Origin of the sequence: Amycolatopsis acidicola, from assembly GCF_007713735.2 — a bacterium.
GTDB lineage: Bacteria > Actinomycetota > Actinomycetes > Mycobacteriales > Pseudonocardiaceae > Amycolatopsis_E > Amycolatopsis_E acidicola.
This window is the reverse complement of record NZ_VMNW02000004.1, coordinates 149,247-167,961: the sequence shown is the minus strand read 5'-3', so window position 1 is coordinate 167,961 and position 18,715 is coordinate 149,247. Positions and strand designations below refer to the sequence as shown.

18 protein-coding genes and 1 pseudogene are annotated in these 18,715 nt (G+C 69.6%); 9 read left to right on the top strand and 10 right to left on the bottom strand.

The window, feature by feature from the left end; all coding sequences use genetic code 11:
• Nucleotides 1-245: 245 nt before the first annotated feature.
• Entirely contained in the window at nucleotides 246-1,025 is a 780-nt protein-coding gene (gene map, locus FPZ12_RS04980; RefSeq protein WP_150980188.1) for a type I methionyl aminopeptidase, read from the bottom strand.
• 89 nt (nucleotides 1,026-1,114) lie between these two features.
• Here map and FPZ12_RS04975 point away from each other — a divergent pair, with 89 nt between their 5' ends.
• The 5 genes from FPZ12_RS04975 (at nucleotide 1,115) to FPZ12_RS04955 (ending at nucleotide 5,951) form a co-directional block, all read left to right on the top strand.
• A complete protein-coding gene (locus FPZ12_RS04975; RefSeq protein ID WP_144745765.1) occupies nucleotides 1,115-2,302 on the top strand; it encodes a PucR family transcriptional regulator in 1,188 nt (395 codons plus the stop codon).
• 157 nt (nucleotides 2,303-2,459) lie between these two features.
• On the top strand, nucleotides 2,460-3,365 hold the full coding sequence (locus tag FPZ12_RS04970) for an ACP S-malonyltransferase (protein WP_166462575.1): 906 nt from the start codon (nucleotides 2,460-2,462) through the stop codon (nucleotides 3,363-3,365).
• Nucleotides 3,365-4,342 (top strand): beta-ketoacyl-ACP synthase III, encoded by a 978-nt coding sequence (locus FPZ12_RS04965; RefSeq protein ID WP_144745762.1) that lies wholly within the window; start codon nucleotides 3,365-3,367, stop codon nucleotides 4,340-4,342. The genes FPZ12_RS04970 and FPZ12_RS04965 overlap by 1 nt, the downstream gene beginning before the upstream one ends.
• Before the next feature lie 73 nt (nucleotides 4,343-4,415).
• Entirely contained in the window at nucleotides 4,416-4,661 is a 246-nt protein-coding gene (locus FPZ12_RS04960; RefSeq protein WP_144745760.1) for an acyl carrier protein, read from the top strand.
• A 42-nt stretch (nucleotides 4,662-4,703) separates the two neighbouring features.
• On the top strand, nucleotides 4,704-5,951 hold the full coding sequence (locus tag FPZ12_RS04955) for a beta-ketoacyl-[acyl-carrier-protein] synthase family protein (RefSeq protein ID WP_144745758.1): 1,248 nt from the start codon (nucleotides 4,704-4,706) through the stop codon (nucleotides 5,949-5,951).
• Between the two features lie 85 nt (nucleotides 5,952-6,036).
• Here the strand turns inward: FPZ12_RS04955 and FPZ12_RS04950 are convergent, their stop codons facing one another.
• From FPZ12_RS04950 to FPZ12_RS04940, 3 genes are all read right to left on the bottom strand, one after another.
• Complete coding sequence (locus FPZ12_RS04950) at nucleotides 6,037-6,624, bottom strand: DUF4829 domain-containing protein (protein ID WP_243769674.1); 588 nt, start codon at nucleotides 6,622-6,624, stop codon at nucleotides 6,037-6,039.
• Between the two features lie 60 nt (nucleotides 6,625-6,684).
• Complete coding sequence (locus FPZ12_RS04945) at nucleotides 6,685-7,188, bottom strand: DUF3145 domain-containing protein (protein ID WP_144745756.1); 504 nt, start codon at nucleotides 7,186-7,188, stop codon at nucleotides 6,685-6,687.
• 203 nt (nucleotides 7,189-7,391) lie between these two features.
• Complete coding sequence (locus tag FPZ12_RS04940; RefSeq protein ID WP_144745754.1) at nucleotides 7,392-8,849, bottom strand: S8 family serine peptidase; 1,458 nt, start codon at nucleotides 8,847-8,849, stop codon at nucleotides 7,392-7,394.
• Nucleotides 8,850-9,050: 201 nt separating this feature from the next.
• On the opposite strand from FPZ12_RS04940, the gene FPZ12_RS04935 reads away from it, so the two are divergent.
• Nucleotides 9,051-10,361: a hypothetical protein gene (locus FPZ12_RS04935; RefSeq protein ID WP_341771203.1), complete on the top strand. Its 1,311-nt coding sequence runs from the start codon at nucleotides 9,051-9,053 to the stop codon at nucleotides 10,359-10,361.
• Here the strand turns inward: FPZ12_RS04935 and FPZ12_RS04930 are convergent.
• Nucleotides 10,358-11,752, bottom strand: a complete 1,395-nt coding sequence (locus tag FPZ12_RS04930) for a dihydrolipoyl dehydrogenase family protein (RefSeq protein WP_144745750.1) — start codon at nucleotides 11,750-11,752, stop codon at nucleotides 10,358-10,360. The two genes, FPZ12_RS04935 and FPZ12_RS04930, sit on opposite strands and share 4 nt — an antisense overlap.
• A gap of 83 nt (nucleotides 11,753-11,835) precedes the next feature.
• On the opposite strand from FPZ12_RS04930, the pseudogene FPZ12_RS47045 reads away from it, so the two are divergent.
• Nucleotides 11,836-11,949, top strand: a pseudogene (locus FPZ12_RS47045) (Lsr2 dimerization domain-containing protein); the annotation flags it as partial.
• Between the two features lie 32 nt (nucleotides 11,950-11,981).
• On the opposite strand, the gene FPZ12_RS47040 reads toward FPZ12_RS47045, so the two are convergent.
• The 5 genes from FPZ12_RS47040 to FPZ12_RS04905 form a co-directional block, all read right to left on the bottom strand.
• Complete coding sequence (locus tag FPZ12_RS47040; protein ID WP_424923571.1) at nucleotides 11,982-12,719, bottom strand: hypothetical protein; 738 nt, start codon at nucleotides 12,717-12,719, stop codon at nucleotides 11,982-11,984.
• Nucleotides 12,716-14,098, bottom strand: a complete 1,383-nt coding sequence (locus FPZ12_RS04920) for an NAD(P)(+) transhydrogenase (Re/Si-specific) subunit beta (RefSeq protein WP_144745748.1) — start codon at nucleotides 14,096-14,098, stop codon at nucleotides 12,716-12,718. The genes FPZ12_RS47040 and FPZ12_RS04920 overlap by 4 nt, the downstream gene beginning before the upstream one ends.
• Entirely contained in the window at nucleotides 14,095-14,394 is a 300-nt protein-coding gene (locus FPZ12_RS04915; RefSeq protein ID WP_166462574.1) for an NAD(P) transhydrogenase subunit alpha part 2, read from the bottom strand. Before FPZ12_RS04915 ends, FPZ12_RS04920 begins: the two co-directional genes overlap by 4 nt.
• Entirely contained in the window at nucleotides 14,394-15,500 is a 1,107-nt protein-coding gene (locus tag FPZ12_RS04910; protein WP_144745746.1) for an NAD(P) transhydrogenase subunit alpha, read from the bottom strand. The genes FPZ12_RS04915 and FPZ12_RS04910 overlap by 1 nt, the downstream gene beginning before the upstream one ends.
• A 61-nt stretch (nucleotides 15,501-15,561) precedes the next feature.
• Entirely contained in the window at nucleotides 15,562-16,194 is a 633-nt protein-coding gene (locus FPZ12_RS04905) for a TetR family transcriptional regulator (protein ID WP_144745744.1), read from the bottom strand.
• 91 nt (nucleotides 16,195-16,285) lie between these two features.
• Between FPZ12_RS04905 and FPZ12_RS04900 the strand changes: the two genes are divergently transcribed.
• Both FPZ12_RS04900 and FPZ12_RS04895 read left to right on the top strand, forming a co-directional pair.
• Nucleotides 16,286-17,344, top strand: coding sequence for a ferredoxin reductase (locus FPZ12_RS04900; protein ID WP_144745742.1), 1,059 nt, complete (start codon nucleotides 16,286-16,288; stop codon nucleotides 17,342-17,344).
• Between the two features lie 10 nt (nucleotides 17,345-17,354).
• Nucleotides 17,355-18,461 (top strand): fatty acid desaturase family protein, encoded by a 1,107-nt coding sequence (locus FPZ12_RS04895; protein WP_144745740.1) that lies wholly within the window; start codon nucleotides 17,355-17,357, stop codon nucleotides 18,459-18,461.
• Nucleotides 18,462-18,715 lie beyond the last annotated feature (254 nt).

The following is an 18,715-nucleotide window of genomic DNA, read 5'->3' as shown; positions in this document are numbered from 1 at the left end:
CGCTGGCTCCGCACCTCCCAGCACTGTCCGGTAGGGGCCGACCAGCCCTGCGCTGGCTCCGCGCCTTCCAGCTTGGTCCGGTAGGGGCTAACCAGCGCCGGGAAAGCCGAGTTGGCCGGTGCCGGGCGCGAGTTGGCCGGTGCCGGGCGCGAGATGGCCGGTGCCGGGCGCGAGATGTGTGGGGCCGTTCGCGAGTTGGCCGCTCCCGCGGGCGCGAGTTGGTGCGGTGTGTGGGAGCGGTGAGGTTAGGCGGCTTCGGCGGGGCGGCGGGTTAGGACCTCGGGGGCGTCGGGGGTGATGGCGATCGTGTGTTCGGAGTGGGCGGTGCGCGAGCCATCGGCGGAGCGGATGGTCCAGCCGTCAGGGTCGTAGACGATCTTGTCGGTCGTGCGCGCCAGCCAGGGCTCCAGCGCGAGGGTCAAGCCCGGGCGCAGCTTCATACCCCGGCCCGCCTGGCCCTTGTTGGAAACATGCGGATCCTCGTGCATCGTGCGACCGAGGCCATGCCCGCCGAACTCCGTGTTGACCGGATAACCGTAATCACTGGCCACCGCACCGATCGCCGCCGAGATGTCCCCCAGCCGGTTCCCCGGGCGAGCCGCCGCGATCCCCGCCTCCAACGCCTCCTCCGTGGCACGAATGATCCGCAAATCCTCCTCCGCCGCGTTGCCGACGATCACCGTGCGCGCCGAGTCCGCCACCCAGCCATCGATGCTCACCGCGATATCCGCGGTCAGCACATCCCCGTCGCGCAGCACGTAGTCGTGCGGCAGCCCGTGCAGGACGGCATCGTTGACGGACAAGCAGATCACGTTGCGGAACGGACCTTCGCCGAATGACGGCGCGTAGTCCCAGTAGCACGACTCGGCGCCGCGCCGTTTGATCATGCCGCGCACGTGGTGCTCCAGGTCCAGGAGGTTGACGCCCACGTCCGCGATCCTGCCGACCTCGGTCAGCACCTCGGCGACGAACCGCCCGGTGACGTGCATGCGTTCGATCTCCGCGGGCGTCTTCAGTTCGATCACGATTATCCTCGCGTCCTCCGTACCGGTATTTCTATACCAGCACGGTAGCAGGTGACCGCCGCTCGGCTGGACGTACGATCTGCGACATCATGGGTCAGACATCAGCACCGAAGCACCACGGCTTGTCGGCGAAGACGTTGCGCAGGCTGGAGCGGGCTTCGGGCAGGCTCGCGTCCGCCAGCGTCGCCGCGATGGAGCAGCGGCTGCCCTGGTTCAGCAGGCTCCCCGCCGACCAGCGCGCCAGCATCCTGATGATCACCCAGACCGGCGCGGCCGGCTTCGTCGACTGGCTCCGCGACTCGCAGGAAGCGCTCCGCCTCACCACCGAAGCCTTCCGCAGCGCGCCACAGGAACTGTCCCGCTGGATCGGGCTTCGCCAGGCGGTCGGACTGGTCCGGATGGCCATCGAGGTCTTCGAGGAACAACTCCCCGAGCTCGCCGCCAACGACGCCGAACAGGCCGCGCTCATCGAGGGAATCCTCCGCTACGGCAGGGAAATCGCCTTCGCCACGGCCAACTCCTACGCGGCCGCCGCCGAGGCGCGCGGCGCCTGGGACGCCCGGCTGGAGGCGCTCGTCGTCGATGGGATCGTCCGCGGTGACGCCGAGGAGGCCGTGCTCTCCCGCGCCGCGGCGCTCGGCTGGGAACCCGGCGCCACGGCCACCGTCGTCGTCGGCCGCCCCTCCTCCGACGACCCGCCGACGGTCGTGTTCGAGGTGCGCCGACTAGCCGCGCGCTTGGCCAAACCGGTACTGCTGAGCGTGCAGGGCTCGCGCCTGATCATCGTGGCGGGCGGGGCCACCGACGGGCCGGTGCTGGACAAGCTCGCCGTCGCGTTCGGGGACGGCCCCGTCGTCGCCGGGCCGACGGTGGCGAGCCTCGGCGAAGCACACCGCAGCGCCGCGGAAGCGCTCTCCGGCCTGCGCGCCGTCGTCGGCTGGCCGGCGGCGCCGCGGCCGGTGCGCTCGGTCGACCTGCTGCCCGAGCGCGCGCTTTCCGGTGACGCGGAAGCGGAACGGCTGCTGATCGACGAAATCGCCCAGCCGCTCGAAGCCGCCGGGCCGACGGTGCTGCAGACCGTCGAGACGTACCTCGAATCCGGCGGCGTACTGGAAACCTGCGCGAAGGCGCTTTTCGTGCACCCCAACACAGTTCGCTACCGGCTGCGCCGCGCCACCGAACTCACCGGCCGCAATCCCACCGACTCACGGGACGCGCTCGTGCTCCGGGTGGCGCTGACGGTGGGCAGGCTGGCGAAGGCACGCGGCATCTGGTGACCAGTCTCACGTTCCCGACTGCCCGATCCTTACAACACCTTCCCGTTGTGCAGAGTGATCAGGGCGCCTTCTTTGGAGGGTCCCCACAAATTCACCGCGTGGACTTCGTGAGCGGCGGCATCCCGACCATGCGCGCGGACCGTGTTCCCTTGAGGGCGTGACAGCAGTGCTCGCCCCCGGACAGGGCTCTCAGGCTCCCGGCATGTTCACTCCCTGGCTCGAGCTCGACGGCACCCGCGAGAAGCTCGCGCGCTGGTCCGAGCGCACCGGCCTCGACCTCGTGCACCTCGGTACCGAGGCCGACGCGGAGACGATCCAGGACACCGCGATCACGCAGCCGCTCATCGTGGCGCTGTCGCTGCTCGCCTTCGAGGAGCTGGAGAACGTGCCCGCCGACGCGCCCGTCGCCGGGCATTCGGTCGGCGAACTGGCCGCGGCCGCGATCGCGGGCGTGCTGTCCGCGGAGGACGCGGTGGCGCTGGCCGCCGTCCGCGGCGCCGAAATGGCCAAGGCCTGCGCCGCGCAGCCGACGAGCATGGCCGCCGTGATGCTGGGCGAGCCCGAGCAGGTCGTCGCGTGGCTCGAGGAGCAGGGGCTGGCCGCCGCGAACCGCAACGGGGCCGGGCAGATCGTCGCCTCCGGCGCCACCGACGCGATCGAGCGGATCGTCGCCGAACCGCTGGCGGGCACGAAGGTCCGCGCGCTCAAGGTCGCGGGCGCCTTCCACACGCACTACATGGCCCCGGCCGAAGAAGCGCTGCGCGAGCATGCCGCGAAGATCACCCCGGCCGACCCGAACCGCCCGCTGCTGTCCAACGCCGACGGCGCGGTCGTCTCCAGCGGCGCCGAGTACCTCGAGCGCCTGGTCAAGCAGGTGACGCGGCCGGTGCGCTGGGACCTGACGATGACCGGACTGGTTTCGCTCGGCGTCACCAGGACGGTCGAGCTGCCCCCGGCGGGGACGCTGACCGGGCTGGTCAAGCGCCAGCTCAAGGGCACGGTCACCGAGACGATCGCGTTGAAGACGCCGGCCGAGCTGGCCGCCGTCGGGAAGGAGGCGTAGTGGCGCCGGTACTGCGGCTCAAGCAGGGCCCTGCGGCCACCCGGGTACTGGGGGTCGGCAGCCATCAGCCGGAACGGCGGGTCACCAACGACGACCTGTCGCAGCTCATGGACACCAACGACCAGTGGATCCGCGACCGCGTCGGCATCGTCGAGCGCCGGTTCGCCGAGAAGGACGAGCTGCTGGTCGACATGGCGGTCGCGGCGGGCACCAACGCGCTCGCCGACGCCGGGGTCGAACCGTCCGAAATAGACACTGTCATCCTGCCGAACTGCACGATGCCCTCGCCGATACCGAACGCGGCCGCGCAGGTGGCCGACCGGCTCGGGATCAAGGCGGCTGGCGCGTTCGACCTCAACGCCGCCTGCGCCGGGTTCTGCTACGGCCTCGGCGTGGCCTCCGACCTGATCCGCTCCGGTTCCGCGGGCAAGGTGCTGGTGATCGGCGCCGAGAAGCTCACCGACTGGGTGGAGCCGACGGACCGCGCGAACGCGATCATCTTCGCCGACGGCGCGGGCGCGGCCGTGGTCGGGCCGTCCGACGAGCCGGGCATCGGGCCGGTCGCCTGGGGCAGCGCGGGCGACCTCGTCGAGACCATCTACATGCGTGAGCACCGTTTCCTCTACCAGGAGGGGCAGTCGGTGTTCCGCTGGGCGACCACGCAGATCGCCCCGATCGCGTTGCGCGCGCTGGAGCTGGCGGGGCTCGAACCGTCCGATGTGGACGTTCTGATCCCGCACCAGGCCAACCTGCGGATCGTGGAGTCGATCGCGAAGAAGCTGCGGGCCAAAGGCGCGCGCGAGGACATGGTGGTGGCGGACGACATCCGCTACTCCGGCAACACGTCCTCGGCGTCCATCCCGATGGCACTGGACCACATGCGCAAGGCGGGCAGCGTGCGGTCCGGGGACGTCATCCTGATGGTCGGCTTCGGCGCCGGACTGTCGTATGCCGGTCAGGCCGTCCTCTGCCCGTGATACCACTTACGCCGGCGGGCAGCCCGCCCGCCGGCGTCAGGCAAGCCCGGAAACCAGGAAAGGGAAAACAACAGTGGCGGACAAAGAAGAGATCCTCGCCGGCCTCGCGGAAATCGTCGAAGAGGTCGCCGGTGTCGCGCAGGACGACGTGAGCGCCGAGAAGTCGTTCGTCGACGACCTGGACATCGACTCGCTGTCGATGGTCGAGATCGCGGTGCAGGCCGAGGACAAGTTCGGGGTCAAGATCCCGGACGACGAGCTCGCCAACCTCAAGACCGTGGGCGACGCGGTGAACTACGTCTCCGCGAACGCCAAGTGACAAAGGCACGAATTCTCTGAACTGACCTCGGGGAGAATCCACATGAGCAACATCGACGTCGTGATCACCGGGCTGGGGGCCACCACGCCGCTCGGCGGGGACGTCGCGTCCACCTGGGACGGCCTGCTCGCCGGCCGCAGCGGCATCCGTCGCATCGAGGCCGACTGGGTCGAGCAGTACGACCTGCCGGTGAAGATCGGTGCGACTCTCGCCGAGGAACCGACGGAGAAACTCCCGCGCGTCCAGGCCCGCAGGCTCGACCGGTGTGAGCAGATCGCGCTCATCGCCGCGCGGCAGGCGTGGGCGGACGCCGGTTTCGCCGAGCCGACCGAGGAGCACAGCGACGTCGATCCCGATCGGCTCGGTGTGTCCATCGGTACCGGCATCGGTGGCCCGGTCACCCTGCTGACGCAGAACGATCTGCTGCGGGAGCACGGCATCCGCAAGGTGTCGCCGCTGACCGTGCCGATGCTGATGCCCAACGGTCCCGCCGCGCACGTCGGCATCGACCTGAAGGCCCGCGCCGGAGTGCACTCGCCCGCGTCGGCTTGTGCCTCCGGCGCGGAGGGCATCGCCTCGGCGTACCAGATGATCCAGAACGGCCGGGCCGACGTGGTGGTCGCCGGGGGTGCGGAGGCCTGCATCCACCCGATCACCATCGCCGGGTTCGCCCAGGCGCGCACGGTGTCCACCAACAACGACGACCCGGCGCATGCGTCGCGGCCGTTCGACACCGCGCGCGACGGGTTCGTGCTCGGTGAAGGTGCCGGCGTGGTCGTGCTGGAGCGTGCCGACCGGGCGAAGGCCCGCGGCGCGAAGATCTACGGCAGGCTCGCCGGTTACGGGATCACCTCGGACGCCCACCACATCACGGGCAACCACCCCGAGGGGATCGGCCAGATCGCGGCGATGAGCAACGCCATCCAGATGGCCGGGCTCACCGCGGCGGACGTCGCCCACGTCAACGCGCACGCCACCGCCACGGTGGTCGGCGACGTGGGCGAGGCGAACGCGATCCGCCGGGCCATCGGCGAGCACGCCGTCGTCACGGCGCCTAAGGGCGCGCTGGGCCACCTCGTCGGTGGCGCGGGCGCGGTCGAAGGCATCGCCACGCTGCTGGCGATCTACCACGGGCTGGTGCCGGCGACGCTGAACCTGGAGAACCTCGACCCGAAGGTCGAGCTCGACGTGGTGGCCGGCGAGCCCCGCAAGGGCGAGTACGCCGCGGCGATCAGCAACTCGTTCGGCTTCGGCGGGCACAACACGGCGCTGTTGTTCACGGCCGCCTGATCTCCGGACAGCGAACGGCCCGGCGAGATCTTCTCGCCGGGCCGTTTCGCCGAGTGCTGTCTGCAGCGGTGTTTTCGCGCGGTCGTCAGCAGGCGGTGGCTTCCGGGGTCACATAGGTCGGGACCATGTCGACCTTCCAGTGTCCCGACTCCTGGGTCACCGGGAGCGCCAGCTTCCACTGCACGCACTGCGCGTTCGGCAGGTCGGTCGGCGCGTCCTCCGGGGCCTGCGTACTCGTGAAACCCACCAGCACCAGCAGGTTCTGGCTCGAAACCGCGTCGATCCGGTAGACCAGGATGCTGCCGTCCTTGGTGGAGTCGTAGTCCTTGAGCCAGTCGGCCTTCGGCTTGGACTGGATCCGGTCCTTGGTGACCGTCGCCTTCCACAGGTCGTAGTCGCGCGCGTTGATGGAGTCGAAGTAGTTCTGCAGCAGCTGCCGGACGACTTCGTGCTGCGGGTGCATGGCCGCGTCCGGCGTCTCCTCGACCGTGGCCGGGCCGGGCTGCTGCGCGAGCGGGCGGGCCGAGGTGCTCGGCAGGGCGAGCGTGGACAGCGGCGGGGAGTCCGGTTCGCGGTAGACCTCACGCGCCAGCAGTCCGCCGCCGACCATCAGGCAGAGCACCACCACGAGGACAGGAATCAGCCATCGCTGCGGATGGGGGGTCGCAGGCACAGCTGACACATCGGCAGGGTAGTAGCCCCCGTTAGCCACCCGCCCAGCACCACCTTCGACTCACCCCACACGGTGCAGCCAGGTTACCGGCGCGCCGTCCCCGGCGTGCCGGAACGGCTCCAGCGCCTCGTCCCAGTTCGTGGCCAGCAGCTCGTCCACGCGGTGCGCGAACGCCTCACCGGCCCGCGCCTTGGCGACGAGCGAGCGCAACTGGTCCTCGCCCACGACGATGTCACCGTTGGCGCTGGTCCGCCCGTGCCACAGGCCGAGGCCGGGCGCGTAGCAGTACCGTTCGCCGTCGACACCGGGGCTCGGGTCCTCGGTGACCTCGAAGCGCAGCATCGGCCACGCCTTGAGGGCACTCGCGAGCTTGCCGCTGGTGCCGGTGGGCGCGCTCCAGCTGCATTCGGCGCGCAACTGCCCTGGAGCGGCCGGCTGTGCCGTCCACTTCAGATCCGCTCGGGTCCCGAGGGTGCCCGAAATAGCCCACTCGACGTGCGGGCAAACCGCAGACGGCGACGAGTGGACGTACACCACGCCACGGGTGCTGCCACGGGTGCTCACTGCTGACCTCCGCTGTTCGACGAGGGGCGTCTTCCCCTACGACCTCGCGAACTCGGCGGTTGTTGCTGCACTCGTGACGTGGCTTAGCACATTGTGCACCCCGATCACCCATTTGGCCACATGAACCTCAGGCGCATCAGCGGGAACAGTGAAGAAGGGCACCTCCACGGGCCTGAACCCGCGAAGGTGCCCTTCGCCCCAGGTCAGCCCGCTGCGCCGAGGGACCGCGCCGCCGCGACGGTGTCGACCAGGCCGGTCCCCTTGTCGTAGCTCGAACTGTAGCCGCCGACCGGCTGGTACGGGGCACCGTTCGCGTACTTGTACGCGGTCGACTTGATCGCGTTCTCGATGTCACCCGGGGTGGCCCGCGGATCGGCCTGGAACAGCTGGGCGACGATCCCGGTGATCTGCGGCGTGGCCATCGAGGTCCCGCTGATCACGTTGTACGTCCCGAGGTCCAGCGGCCCCGGCCCGTTCTCCGGCTGCAGCCCCTGCGAGCAGATCACCAGGTACGGGCGGCAGGCGGAGAGGATGTTCTCGCCCGGCGCGGAGACGTCCGGCCAGGTCGCCGAGTCGCTCGCCTTGCCGCGCGAGGAGAAGTCGGACACGGCGCCGTCACGGGTGCCGGTGCCCTGGTCGTTGTACGAAGCCACCGAGATCACGCCCGGGGTCGGGTCCTGGCCCGGCGGGTTGGACAGGTCCTGCGATCCGTCGCCGCCGTCGTTCCCGTTGGCCCACACGGTGACCACGCCCTCGGCGGCCAGTTTGCGTTGCAGCTGCACGGTGGCGGAGTTCGGGTCGAAGGCGCCACCGCCCTGCGGGCCGTAGGAGTTGTTGATCACCTTGATCGGCGGGCAGGTGCTGGCGGGCACGCCGGCGCCGCAGGGCGCGTTGTGGTTCTCCAGCACCCAGTTCAGCGCGGCGTCCGTGCCGAGGACGAGCAGGGCCAGCCCGGTCGAGATCGGGACGATCTTCGAACCCGGCGCGGAGCCGCCGACCTTCGTGCCGTCGGGCAGGGTCAGCGGGTTGCCCGCCGCGATGCCGGTGACGTGCGTGCCGTGCCCGCCGAGCGACGTGGTGTCGGTGTCGACGGACGTCGGCACGTCGGTGATGCACGAGGTGTCCGTGCCGTCGAGGCAGAGGCTCTTCAGGTTGCGGACCACGCGGGTGCCGCCGCCGGACTGGAACGCCGGGTGGGTCGGGTCGACGCCGGTGTCGATGATCGCGACCGAGACGCCGCTGCCGTCGAGTTTCGTGCCGTTGGCGCCGGTGAGCGACTGCTGTGCCTCGGCGCTGCGGGTCGCCGTGGTGCCGGTGCTGCCGTAGGTGATCAGCTGGTCGTTGTTCTCCACGTAGGTGACGCCCGGGTTCTTGCGGAGGGCGTTCACCTGCGCGGCCGAGCCCTTCGCGCCGACCACGCCGATCTTGGCGAACTCGGTGACTTGCGTCAGGCCCGCCTCCTTGACCGCTTTCTCCGCGGTGGTCACGTCGGCCGAGTGCACCAGCGTCGTCAGCTGGGTGGCCGACGTGACGGTGGACAACAGGCCGGCCAGCGTGCCGGACACGGGCGCGAGCGGACTCTGCGCCGTGGCCGCCGGGGCGGTGGCGAGCGGTGCGACGAGCAGTGCCGCCGCGACCGCGAGGGTGGTGCGCCTTTGCATCGGATCTCCTCGGGCTCGGGGAACGCGCGATGGGACCAACGACGAGCACCCGATCGGGTGATGGGAGTCACGCAAGAAACCCCCAGATGCCGGGGGTTCAGCTCGTGAATTTCACACCATCGGGCGCATCACCGGTCACCGGGCGCTAGCGTGTGCACCCAACGGCAGGCGTGAGTTCGGGGAGGTTCGGAGTTGCGGGTCGTGCGCCTGGCTCGGCAGCCGTCGCTGGTTGCCGAAGACATCCGCGCCGCGCTGGCGTCCCTCGGCAAGGGGACGGCGGTCGCGGGCGGGATCGCGCTCGCCGGGGTGCGGCCGCTGCCGACGGGGCGCGTCGCGGACGCGGTCGTGGTGCTGCCGCGCGGCGTGCTGATCGTGCTCGGCGTGGACCTGCCCGACCCGGCGATGAAACTCGAGGCCCCGTTGACCGGCGCGTGGAAGGCCGACGGCTGGCCGCTGGTCGCGCAGGACAAGACGGTGAACCCGGCGGCGGCCAAGCTCGCCTTCGCCGACTCGATCACCCAGCGGCTGCGGGCGAAGATGCCGGAGACCATGCCGGTCGGCACCGTGCTCGCGGTGGGCCCGTTCGTCGACGAGGTGGATCAGCCGCCCGCGGACATGGCGGGTCACGTGCGCGTGGTGTTCCCAACCGCGAAGAGCATGCTCGCGGCGAGCGTCTCGCTGGCTTCGGCCCGCAAGCCCTGCACCGTGGAGCACGCGCGTGCACTGATCAAGAGCCTCGCGCCGGAAGCGCCTGAGCTGTCGGAGGAAACGCTTACCGGCGAAGGGTTCGGCGTCGCTCCGCCGGAGGAGGACCCGCTCTCGGCGGTGACCATCAAGATGCCGCCGGTCCGTCCCGCCCCGCCGGCGCCGCCGAAACTGCCGCCGATCGAAGTGACCACGCCGATGCCGCGGGTCACCGACGCCGCGCCGGTGCCCCCGCCCTCGCGCAAGCCCGCTCGCACCGTGCGCTGGCTTCCGATGGCGGCGATCGGTCTACTCGGCATCCTGCTGGTGACGGCGATCGTGCTCGCGACGACCGGCGGCGACGAACCGGAGGCGAGCCCGCCCACGCCCCAGTACGTGAACGGGATCCAGTTGCTGGAACGCGATTCGGGCAGCGGGACCGACTGCGCCGCGCACGCCATCGGCGACGTGCAGGCGAGCCTGCAGAAGACGCCGTGCGTGACGATGCGGCGGGGCAGCTTCGAGGCCACCGTCGACGGCAAACCCGCCGCGGTTTCGGTGTCGGTGCTGAGTTTCCCCGATTCCGCCTCCGCCGCCGCGGTCAAGAAGGTGGCGGACGAACCGGGCGGCGGCCGCATGTCCGACCTCGCGACCGAAACCGGGAAATGGCAGCGCACCCCGAGCTTCGACGGGGCCGCGTACTTCAGCACCGCCGGCGGCACGACCGTCGTGCTCGTGCTCGCGTCCTGGTTCGACGACGCTTCGGTGAGCGTCGACCCCGGCCTCGTGCGCGCCGCGCAGGCCGGGGCCACTGCCCGTATTCCTTAGAGGCCGTAGGTTTCCAGCAACCTCAGCCAGACTTCGGAGATCGTCGGGAACGCGGGCACCGCGTGCCACAGCCTGCTGAGCGGCACCTCCCCCGCGACGGCGATCGTCGCCGAGTGCAGGAGTTCGGCGACGTCCTGTCCGACGAACGTGACCCCGACGAGCACCTCGCGTTCGGTGTCCACGACCATCCGCGCCTTGCCCGCGTACCCGTCGGCGTGCAGCGACGAACCCGCGACGGCGATGTCGAGGTCGACCACCCGGTGCGGTTTCCCCTCCACCGGCCCGGCGAGGCCGACCGAAGCCACCTCCGGATCGGTGAACACCACCTGCGGCACGGCGTGGTGGTCGGCCGTACTGGAGTGCTTGCTCCACGGGCTCGTGTCGACCGGTTCGCCCTGCGACCTGGCCACCAGCACGTCCGCGACCACGCGCGCCGCGTACTTGCCCTGGTGCGTCAGCGGCGCCCGCCCCGTCACGTCACCCGCGGCGTACAGCCAGTCACCGTCCACTTCGGACACCCGGCCGGAGTCGTCGACGGTGAGCGCGGCCCCGGGCTTCAGCCCGATCGACTCCAGGCCGAGATCGTCCGTGCCAGGACGGCGGCCGGTGGCGACGAGCAGCACGTCGGTGTCGAGCGTCCGGCCGTCCACCAGCTCCAGCCGCGCCGCTCCGTCCACTTCGGAAGCTCGCGCGAGGCCGGATCCGGGATGAACGCGGACACCGTCCGCGCGGAGCCCCTCGAGCACCGCGTCCCCGACGAAGTCCGCGTTCCTCGGCAGCGGACGCGGGCCGGAGATGATCAGCTCCACCCGCGAGCCGAGCCGGGCCCACGCCTGCGCCATCTCCACACCGACCACGCCGCCGCCGAGCACCGCCAGCCGGGACGGCACTTCACTCGCCGACGTGGCTTCGCGCGAACCCCACGTGGTGATCTCGCCGAGGCCGGGAATGTCCGGCGTGCGCGGCACACTTCCGGTGCAGACCACCACCGCCTGCGTGGCGTGCAACACTCGCTCGCCGTCCACAGTGACCTCTCGTGGCCCCGTGATCCGCGCGTGCCCGCGCACGGTTTCGATGCCGGCGCCGCGCGCCCACTCGACCTGACCGCTGTCGTCGCCCTTGCCGGTGAAGGAGTCGCGCCGCTCGAACACCGCCGCCGGGTCGAGCCGCTCACCCACCGGAACACCGGGCAGCCGTCTCGCCGCGGCGAGCGCGTTTCCGGGTCGTAGTAATGCTTTGCTCGGAATGCACGCCCAGTAGGAGCACTCGCCGCCGAAGCGCTCGTGGTCCACCAGCACGGATTTGAGGCCCCCGGCGACCGCGCGGCCCGCGGCGTTTTCGCCGACCGGGCCGCCGCCGATCACCACTACGTCGTAAGTCTCTTCGGTCATGAGGATCAGCGCACACCAGGCAGACGCGCAGCGCAAGCGGGGCGAGGTATTCTCACCGCAGTATTCGAGTACGGGAGGTTTCGGTGGCGAAGAACACCGCGGTGCAATTACTGGACGACCTGAACGGCGAGCCGGCCCAGGAGCAGGTCCGGTTCGGCCTTGACGGTGTCGACTACGACATCGACCTGTCCGACGACAACGCGGAAAACCTTCGCGAGATCCTGACCCGCTACGTGGAGAACGGCCGCCGCATCGGTGGCCGCAAGCGCAGGCCGAAGCGCCTCGCGCCGCCGGCCCGCCGCACGAATTCCCGTACCGCCGCGGCGAAAACGGCGAAGGCGCCCGCCACGAAACGCGCCACCGCGAAAACGGCGGGAGCCGCCGCGCCGAAAAGGGGCGTGAAAGCCGCGGCCGCCACGAAGGCCGCGCCCGCGAAAACCACCGCGAAGAAGGCCGCCGCCAAGCCCGCCGCCACGAAGACGGCGGCAAAGGCCACCACGCGGAAAACCGCCGCCGCGAAAGCCGCCCCGGCAAAGGCCGCGAAATCGACGCGGGCCACCACGGCAAAGGCCGCCCCGGCGAAAACCACGGCTGCGAAATCGGCCGCGGCGAAGTCGACCGCAGTGAAGTCGACGGCTGCGAAATCGACGGCTGCGAAATCGGCTGCCGCGAAGTCGACGAAGGCCGCGCCGAAGAAGCCCGCCGCCACCAAGGCCGCCGCCAAGCCGGCCGCCACCAGGGCCGCGGCGAAGACCACCGCGAAGGCCCCGGCGAAGCCGAAGGCCGCTGCCGCCAAGAAGCCCGCGGCTGCCGCGAAAAAGCCCGCCGCGGCGGCGAAGCAGCCGGTAAAGAAGGCCGCCGCCGAAAAGGCTCCCCGTCGCCGGACCGCGCCGCCGGTCGTTTTCTCCTCCGCCGAATGACACTCCTCAGTGCGCCGGGCCGGAGCCCGGCGCACTGAGGAGGTCACAGCGCTTTCAGTTCCTCCACGATTTCCCCGACCGAGGATTTCGCGTCCCCGAAGAGCATCGTGGTTTTCGGGTCGTAGAACAGGTCGTTGTCGATGCCGGCGAAACCGGAGTTCATCGATCGCTTGAGCACGATCACCGAACGGCTCGCGTTCACGTCGAGGATCGGCATTCCGTAGATGGGCGAGCCGGGGTCGGTGCGCGCCGCCGGGTTCGTCACGTCGTTGGCGCCGATCACCAGTGCCACGTCGGTCTGCGCGAACTCCGAGTTGATCTCGTCCATCTCCCGCAGCTGTTCGTACGGCACGTCGGCTTCCGCCAGCAGCACGTTCATGTGCCCCGGCATCCGCCCGGCGACCGGGTGGATCGCGTACGCCACCGAAATTCCCTTGCCCTCCAGCAGCTGCGCCATCTCCCGCACCGCGTGCTGGGCCTGCGCCACGGCCATGCCGTAACCGGGCACCACCACGACCTTGCCGGCGTACGCCATCTGGATCGCGGTGTCGGCCGCGCTCGTGCTGCGCACCGGACGGGCTTCCGCGCTGCCCGCGGCCAAAGCCGTGGTGCCGCCGAACCCGCCGGCCACGATCGCCGGGATCGACCGGTTCATCGCCTTCGCCATCAGGTTCGTCAGGATCGAACCCGAAGCGCCGACGATCATCCCGGCCACGATCAGCGCGGTGTTCTGCAACGCCAGCCCCATCGCCGCGGCCGACAACCCGGTGCAGGCGTTGAGCAGGGAGATGACCACCGGCATGTCCGCGCCGCCGATCGGCAGCACCACCATGACACCGAGCGCGGCGGCCGCCACCAACAGCAGGATCATCAGGATTTCCAGCGTGGACCCGGTGATCACGAGTACCCCGGCCGCGATCGCGATCAGCAGCAGAACGACGTTCAACGGTTGTTGCCACCGCCGCAGCGCGATCGGCTGCCCGGAGATCTTCTCCTGCAGCTTGCCGAACGCGATCAGCGAGCCCCAGAAGGAAACCGAACCGATGAGCGCGGCGAACAACGACGTGATCGCGACGTACCGCGGTTCGCCGTCGTAGCCGTCCGAGGTCCGGAACTCGACCCACGCGATCAGCGCCACCGCGCCACCGCCGACGCCGTTGAACAGCGCGACCATCTGCGGCATGGCGGTCATCTTCACGCGGCGCGCGGCCGGCACGCCGACGACCGCGCCGAGCAGGATGCCGATCGCGATCAGCACCCAGTTGCTCATGCCAGGGGTGAGCAGCGTCGCGACGACCGCGATCACCATGCCCGTGGCGGCGATCCAGTTGCCGCGCACCGCGGTGCGCGGGCCGGTCAGCCCCATCAGGCCGTAGATGAACAGCGCGAACGCGACGATGTAGAGGACGCCGACGAAACTGGTCATTCGCCAGCCTCCTTCTTTTCCTTCTTGCCCTTGAACATCCCCAGCATCCGGTCGGTGACGAGGAAGCCGCCGACGATGTTGATGGTGCCGAAGGCGATCGCGATCACCAGCAGGATCTTGTCGAACACCCCGGTCGCGCCGAGTCCGAGCACGATCAGCCCGCCGAGCAGCACGATGCCGTGGATGGCGTTGGTGCCCGACATCAGCGGCGTGTGCAAGGTGTTGGGCACCTTGGAGATCACGACGAAACCCACGAATCCGGCGAGTACCAGAATCGCCAGGCTCTCGATCAGCATCAGGAGTCCTTCCTTGCCCGGCCCGCGACACACGCGCCGGAAACGATCGGATCGGTGAAGTCCAGCGAAAGCCGCCCTGCACCGTCCACGAGCAACTCGATCAGTTCGGTCACGTTGCGCGCGTAGAGTTCGCTGGCGTGGCCGGGCATTTCGCCAGCCAGGTTCAGCGGCGAGCAGATCGTCACCTCGTGCGCCACGATTTCCGCGCCGGGTTCGGTCAGTTCGCAGTTGCCGCCGGACTCACCGGCCAGGTCCACGATCACGCCACCGGCCGGCATCCCGCGCACCGCTTCGGCGGTGACGAGCGTCGGCGCCCGGCGGCCTGGCACCAGCGCGGTGGTGATCACGACGTCGAACTTCGTGATCGCCGCGGTCAGTCTGCGTTGCTGCTCCGCCCTTTCCTCTTCGGTGAGCTCGCGGGCGTACCCGCCTTCACCGACCGCTTCGATGCCGAGATCGAGCCAGTGCGCGCCGACCGACCGGACCTGTTCGGCCACTTCCGGCCGGACGTCGTAACCGGTCGTCCGCGCGCCGAGGCGTTTCGCGGTGGCCAGCGCCTGCAGCTCCGCCACACCGGCGCCGAGCACCAGCACCTTCGCGGGCGGGACAGTACCGGCCGCCGTGGTGAGCATCGGGAAGAACCGCGTCAGGCGTTCGGCGGCCAGCAGCACCGCGCGATAACCGGCGACGCTGCTCTGCGAGGACAGCGCGTCCATCGCCTGCGCGCGCGTGATCCGCGGGATCGCCTCCATCGCGAAGGCCGTCACCCTCGACCGCTCGAGCGCGGCGATCCCGTCCACATCGGACAGCGGTTTCAGTAAACCGATCAGGACGGTGTCGAAATGCAGTTTCGTGATTTCGAACTTGTCCGGCGGCGAGACCTTGAGCACGATGTCGGCGCCCCAGGCGTTGCCGAGCTCCGCGCCCGCTTCCTCGAAGGCCTCGTCCGCCAGTAGCGCCCCCGCGCCGGCACCGGGTTCCACCACCACCCGCAGACCGCGTTTGACCAGTCTTTCCACGAGTTTGGGTACCAGCGCCACGCGGCGCTCCCCAGGCGCCGACTCGCGCACGACGCCGATGGACAGGGGTTGGGGCTCGGCCAACACGACCTCCGCTCACAGGGACGGGTTCCCAGTGAGGATAGGAAAGAGGTCACCGGCAGTGGCGTCAAGCCCCGCTTCGCCAGCCGGGGACCCCCACCGTGATCAAGCGGAGACGTTTTTCCGCGGCCCGCACAATGCGCTCGTCCGTTTCCGCGTCGCGCGGCCGGGCTTCGAGCAATTCCACGACCGTCGCGAGCATCGCGGTCACGATCAGGCCGGCCATCATGTGCAGATCCTCGGTGGACCATTCGCGGAGGAATTCGAATCGGGCCAGGTCAACGGCCAGCTCACTGGAAAAAAGTTTGAGCTCGACCGCGATCGACTGCTGAACCGCGCCGGTGCCGCCGTACCGCTCACGCGTGACGAAACGGAAATGGTTCTCGTTCGCGCGGACGTGTTCGTACAGCGTGGCGACCGACGCGCGGATGACGTCGGTGGCGCTGCGCGGATCGCTGCGGGCCGCGCGGAGCATCGAGCGCAGCGTGCGCATGGACTCCTCGACGAGAGCGACGCCGAGCTCGTCCATGGACGCGAAGTGGCGGTAGAACGCCGTGGGCACGATTCCGGCGCGTTTGGTGACCTCCCGCAGGCTCAGGCTGGCGTACCCGCGGTCGGCGAGCAGCTCGAGCGCCGCGTCGAGCAGCGCCCGCCTGGTCCTTTCCTTGCGCTCGTGGCGCGTCACCGGTTCGGCCGTCACGTGACCCAGCCTACTTTCGCGCACCCGGCCTTGCGGCGAAGTGTCCGCACCCTCACACTTGAGTGCACAGGTGTTCACTGTTGGAGGTGCGATGGGCAAGCTGGCCTCGATCGCGGAAGCACTGCTCACCCCGCACGGCGTGGACCGCTACCTCGAACTGGTCGACCCGATGCTGGTGCGGCGCGAGCTACGCGGCGAAGTCGTCGGAGTGCGCAGGCAGACCGCGGACTCGGTCACGCTGTCGCTGCGGCCGAGCCGCGCCTGGCGTGGCTTCACCGCGGGGCAGTACGTGCGGATTTCCGTCGACATCAACGGAATCCGGCGAACGCGCTGTTACTCACCCGCCGGCTCGCAGTACGGCGGCGGGCTGGAACTGACGATCAAGGCGGATCCGCGGGGCCTGGTTTCACGGCACCTGTGCGGCGAAGCCACCCGCGGCATGGTGCTCGGACTGTCCCCAGCGGACGGCGCCTTCACCCTGCCGGACCCGCGGCCGGAGCGGATCCTGTTGATCAGCGGCGGCAGCGGGATCACACCCGTGCTCTCGATGGCGCGCACGCTCGCCGAGGAGGACTACCGCGGCGAGCTGGTGTTCCTGCACTACGCGAACACGGCGGACGACGTGCTCTACCGCGAGGAACTGGAAGCGCTTGCACGCGGGAATTTCCGCGTCGTTTTCGGGTACACCCACGAAGAAGGCGCGGAGCTTTCCGGGTTCTTCTCCGCCGAGCACCTGAAGGCGGCCGCGCCTTGGTACGACTCCGCCCAGACGTACTTGTGCGGCCCGAAACCGCTGATGGACTCGGTGCGCGAGGTGTACGCGGCCGAAGGCTTGAGTGAACAGCTGCACACCGAGGAGTTCACCCCGCCGGAGTTGACGTTCGACACCGGGAGCGCCACCGGCCGGGTGCGGTTCGCGCACAGCGGCAAGGAGATCGAGAACTCCGGCCGCCCGCTGCTGGAGCAGGCGGAGGCCGCGGGGCTTTCGCCGGAGCACGGCTGCCGGATGGGCATCTGTTTCTCGTGCACGAAGGTCAAAACGCGCGGCACCGTGCGCGACGCGAAATCCGGTGAACTGCACGGCGAGGACGACGAAGAGATCCAACTCTGCATCTCCGTCCCGGTCGGGGACGTCGAGATCAACTGTTAGGGGAACTGTCATGACGGGACTGCAGGACCGGCTGACTCCGGCGCAGGTCGAGGAATTCGGCCGGGAAATGGACGCGATCCGGCAGCGGGTCGTCGCCGGACTCGGCAAGGAGGACGTCGACTACATCCAGAACGTCATCAAGACCCAGCGCGGCCTGGAAGTACTCGGCCGCGGGCTGATGTACGTGCCGCCGGCCTGGCCGCTCGCCGTGGCGGCGCTGTCGGTGTCGAAAATCCTGGACAACATGGAAATCGGGCACAACGTGATGCACGGGCAGTACGACTGGACCCGTGACCCGGCGCTGAGCTCGCAGCGGTTCGAATGGGACAACGTGGCGCCGGGCGAGAACTGGCGGCATTCCCACAACTACATCCACCACACCTACACCAACATCGTCGACAAGGATCGCGATGTGGGCTACGGGATCCTGCGGATCGACCCGGCGCAGAAATGGCATCCCTACTACCTCGGGAACCCGGTCTACGCCTTCTTCCTCGCGTTCATGTTCGAGTGGGGCGTGATGCTGCACGATCTCGAGTTCGACCGGATCGTGCGCGGCGAGCGGAAGTGGTCGGAGTTCAAGGAGGTCCGCGCGCGGATGGTGCGCAAGGCGGCGCGCCAGGTCGGCAAGGACTACGTGTTGTTCCCGCTGCTCACCGGCCCGTTCGCGCCGATGACGTTCGCCGGGAACCTCACCGCGAACGTGGTGCGCAACGTGTGGGCGTTCTCCGTCATCTTCTGCGGGCACTTCCCGGCCGACGTGGAGAGCTTCAGCGAGGAGGAGACCGAGGACGAGTCGCGCGGGCAGTGGTATCTGCGGCAGATCCTCGGCTCCGCGAACATCACCGGCGGCAGGCTGTTCCACATCATGTCCGGGAACCTGTCGCACCAGATCGAGCACCACCTGTTCCCCGACATCCCCGCGCGGCGGTACCCGCAGATCGCCGGCGAGGTGCGTGCCATCTGCGAGAAGTACGGGCTCCCGTACAACACGGGTCCCCTGCACAAGCAGCTGTTCTCGGTGGCGAAGAAGCTGGTCAAGTTCGCGCTGCCGGACAGCACGCGACCGCGGCGCACCGAACCCACTACCCTGGAGCCGGAACTCGACGCGGCTTAGGCTCTGTTCATAGGCGGCGGAGCCGCTTGCGGTGCGGGACTCAGCTCGCACCGCCGGGGGTTCTGAGGTGGTCCCTGGCGAGGACAGCGCCGACGCTGTGAATTGGCATTCATGAGGAGGCGATCCCACAGCCAGGGGGCGCTTTGAGGGGACCCTGTCGCGCGCAGCGCGTCCGTTGAGGGCGGCGGTGGGCGACGGGCGGGGCCCCTACCCCCACCGCCACGCAGGCCATTTAAACACTTCTTAGGGGACGA